Source organism: Pseudoalteromonas sp. BSi20652 (genome assembly GCF_000239855.1).
Lineage (GTDB): Bacteria > Pseudomonadota > Gammaproteobacteria > Enterobacterales > Alteromonadaceae > Pseudoalteromonas.
The window spans coordinates 1-3512 of record NZ_BADT01000294.1; the positions used below are offsets into that span (position 1 = coordinate 1).

General features: G+C 34.7%; 1 protein-coding gene and 1 pseudogene. One reads left to right on the forward strand and one right to left on the reverse strand.

All coding sequences use genetic code 11. The annotated features are described in order from the left end of the window. Positions 1-474 precede the first annotated feature (474 nt). Positions 475-1139 (reverse strand): annotated as a pseudogene (locus tag P20652_RS20075) (TonB-dependent receptor domain-containing protein); the annotation flags it as partial. A gap of 891 nt (positions 1140-2030) precedes the next feature. Here P20652_RS20075 and P20652_RS19460 point away from each other — a divergent pair. Continuing rightward, on the forward strand, positions 2031-3512 hold a 1482-nt coding region (locus tag P20652_RS19460; RefSeq protein ID WP_033018334.1), incomplete at its 3' end, for a hypothetical protein.

Here is a 3512-nt window from a genome sequence, read left to right on the forward strand (position 1 = left end):
CGCTTTAGCGCCTCAAGGGATGCGAATAATACACCCTTTATTTTTCGAGTCAATACTTAGTTTTAAAATTTCTTACGATAATTTAAACCAAAGTTTTATTTAACTCTCTGAGTAGTCCGTGCCTCGCTATGCGTTGTCCGCTGCGCGTCGCCATATCCCGTCTCAGTGGGGTCGCATTATAGGGAGATTCGAGCGGGGGTCAATGTTTTATTTCAGCTTTTTGACAATTAAATGATTTTAGTATGAAAGCTATACAAATAAAGGGCTGCAGAGCTTTTTTTGCCTATTAAACAGCCAATGTATGACCAGTAAAACTATGTGTATACATAAAACCACAATATTAGGTGCTGTTAGACTAAGCCAACTACGGTTTTTAATTGGCGTTTAATAAAGTATTACGTATGCAGTTAATTAAAAACTATAATTAAAGCCTGCGTAATAGCGTCAGCCTGAATAGCTTAAGTTAAGTAACCCTGCATCTATATCATTATCCACAGTACTGTACGGAGCTATATTAATAGTACCTACATTTACTATATTATTTTTGCCGGCAAAATTTTACTCTACATCGATTACCAGTGGCACAATAAAGTTATCTACTTTTTTATGAAAAAAGTGCCAACCCAACCGCAGAACTCTGCGCATAATAATACTCAATAGATAAATCAGCTTGAACTGATTCAAATGGTTACAAGTTTTTATTTCCTCCACTACCGCTAAAACCAGGAAGCTCGTTAAATGCGGCTCTATCTTCTGCCCATTCACCTAATACATATGTAATGCGCTGCTGCGCAACTAAATCAATATAGTCAGGACAAGATACTACTTTAGCTATTGCCCCACGAATAACTAAATCGTCGGTTGCATCCCACACTATATTGAGCTTGGCAAAACTTGAGTTTCTTTGTTTAGCTAAGTGACTAATTGATAGTCTTCTACAAAACGAGCGTCACCTGTTTCATCATTTGTGTGATCTAATTGGTAGGTATATAGTCGGTAGATGAAGTAAATGTTTTTGTTAGCACGACACACACGCCCAAATTACTTCTCACTTCACTAAACTAAAAGTCGCCTTGTATATAAAAAGCAGATATCTTTTCTACAATGTTATAAACAAAGTTATCTTCAATACATGTATAAAGGTTCCCTCCGAGAAGACGCTATAAAATTAACATTAAGCTATGTAAAGGTAAGTTCTGACGATAAACCACGAAGACTGTCTAATGCACCTTTGCGGCTTCAAGCTCAAGAGAGTCAGCAACATTTTTATCAGGGAACTTTCCAATATCTTCAGCTGTAATTGCATCAATCACAGAGCCAGACATACGTTATACATCTAAGTATCAGCCATGCTTGAATCAATACCACGTGTTTTTATTACTTACATGTCTTTTTTATTTTTGTTTCCTCTGTTGTTTATGTACTTAATACATTGGCGTAACCTATCGCCAATAAAATAGAAAAAACATGTTTTTGATCTAAATAATTAGACGAAGTGTGAACTGAGTCATTTTTGTAACTAAGTACTGTTATGGGAAGTGTTATTGCGTTTAAAGCTAGTTATGTTGATTCAAACAAATTAGTTAATCATTCTGCAGCGATCAAATTGACGCGAAGAAAAAAATTTTGCTAATTTTATAAAACCAAACTTAATCTTTTATTGACCAGTTTTTAAAGTTAGACGAGCTATTTTTAGGCAACCGTGAATAAAAAACTCATGTAGACATCACCTTTAATACCTAAGCTAATATTTATTTTTAAGGTGTATTAGGTAGATCTTCAAAAAATATAGACTAAAGTTATTTTAAGAACTTTATAACTAACAAAATAATTAAATGCAATTATAAATGATTAATTAAATGGATAGCATAAGTGGATATTTACTTTTAATTATCGTCTAAGTTAAGTCATACGTTAAAACACCACTAAATATAACTAGTTAATATATCGTTGTTTATTCAATATTTTGTATTTTAATACTCGCTTGGATGAATATTCCTAATAAATTAACTTTGAATAGGAGCTTATTTATGAAAAGTAATATTAAATTAATCATTATTGTATGTTTTATTATTTGGTTTATTAATGACAGTAACGCACATAGTGCAAAATCTAACTATGATCTAGATGACAATGGCTTATATGATGACTACGAACGTAAATTGTTACTTGATTTTCTTGGGGGAAAATACCCAGAACTCAATGCTAATTACGACACTAATGATGATGGTAAGGTAACAGTACTAGAGCAAACCACTGGTCGACTCCCATTATCACTGCGTATTCCCAAACGCGCAATTAATAGCACAACCAAAGTTCCGTGGGCTTTAAACCTTTTTCCTGAGTGGCTTATGTCTGCTTATTTTCAAGAAGACACTGTAATAGGTAATGTAATAAATCATTCTTCGCGCGGAACTATTATAGCTAATGCAACACAAGCAAATCTTTCGTTTCAACCAGCCAAAACAAGAAAAAATAATGGTATTGAATTTACGGAAAATTCTGGGCAACATTTAATAATGCCGGGTCAACGTGATGCTAGGTGGAATTACAGATGGATGCTTTTTACATTTAGGATCGATGCTAATACAGGTGATAATGCTGAAACGATTTTATTAGATATTAATCATGGTGAAGGTTCAAATAAGTCATCTCCTAAAATCTGGTATAACAAAACAAACGGTCTAAGTATTCAGTATGTCGGTCTCAATAATAATGGTCTTGATAAACGAATCATAACCACTAAAAATGGCGTTATTGCAGATGGTAAAACATGGAATGTTATTGTTGCCGGGATCCGCTATGGTCAAATGTTCGCCTCAGTAAATGGTACATTAATATCTAGCGAAACAGTCCAACCAGATCGCTTTTCAGGCGAGTGGATTAGTAATACTTCCTCATACATTGGCGATAAAAATAATGGTAATATGGCTTGGGCATATGATTCATTAGTATTTGGTTTAACTGAACCATCAGAAGCTATGGTTCAAAAAATGACTGGCTGGGCTGCTTATCGTCTAAGTACTAACAAAGCGTTATTTAGTAATGGAATATCTTCAATTGATCTGCCAAACAAGCATCCATATAAAAATATTAGACCTGTAATGGATGCTGAAGACTTCCCTTATCGTTATATTCATAATGAAAAAGAATGGATTGCTTGGGGCAGCTCTATTAATAGAGCTGAAGTGCGCATTAATGGTGGTGGGGAGCGTGTACCTACAGGCGACTTTGAAAGAGTATTTTATGACGACTTTCGTAATAACCGAGTAAAAGCGAGTTTTAGTGGTGAATCTGACCTTTGGTCAGCCCCAGGATTCAATCCTACGGTTGGCGGTAAAGCCCAACTCATAGCCCCAAATGAAACAGATAATGCTTACCCCTACAATATAAACGAAGAAAAACAGACTCTATTATTAATCAAAAAAAATGAGCGATGGAGAGGAAGTGCCTTTTATAGCGTAAATGATCTTGGACATGGCTATACTTGGAGTGGAGCTAAAATATTCCGT